The following is a 750-nucleotide window of genomic DNA, read 5'->3' on the forward strand; positions in this document are numbered from 1 at the left end:
AGATTACACCCATTACCATATCCACCATATCCGTCCCCTGAATAATAAAAATAGCCTACCGATTTCACCAATTCTCCAGTAACATCAAAGAATTTTGTTACTGTTGTATAATTAGTTTTAGTGGTATCTAAATTTCCTTTACTATCAATAGCTCCTTTTGCAAAGTGATTCGGATGTGCCATCCCACCTATTGCTGAAAAATCCATAGATGTCACAAGTCCATCTCCTGTACACTCTCTCACATCACAATCTTTTATCAAAATATTATAGCAAGCGTTTTTACATTCAATACCACTTCCCCATTCATGTGTACCACCACTTGAATAATCATGACTTTCCCTGTCACCTTTTACTATAGCACCCGCTATCTCCACATTTTTCACTCCATCACATAGGAGTATATTATATTTTGGGAGATTATTTGCTTCCTTTTCAAAGATACAATCGTAAAATCTATATATCGTATTGTTTAGTAATTTAATTGAAGAATCTTTGTCTACTAAATAATTCCCTTTCGGTAGAACAACTATTTGAAATCCATTATCCTTTGCCCATACAAATGCGTTATTTAGCCCCTCCGTAGTTTGTTTAGAAGCTGTTCCATCATTTTTAATACCCCAACGTCCAAGTTCAACAGTATAAATAGTCAATTGATTCACCTGCCTCAACTGACTTCCATATAATTTTTTCTTGCTTTAAAATTCTTATACTTGATTCTATTATTGTAGTTAATTTAACACGACCTAATAC

General features: G+C 33.7%; 1 pseudogene. It reads right to left on the reverse strand.

The features are described 5' to 3' along the window. Nucleotides 1–650 (reverse strand): annotated as a pseudogene (locus AC1DTM_RS29905) (right-handed parallel beta-helix repeat-containing protein); the annotation flags it as partial. Nucleotides 651–750 lie beyond the last annotated feature (100 nt).

The sequence above is a fragment of the Bacillus sp. P4_D3 genome, from assembly GCF_056401855.1.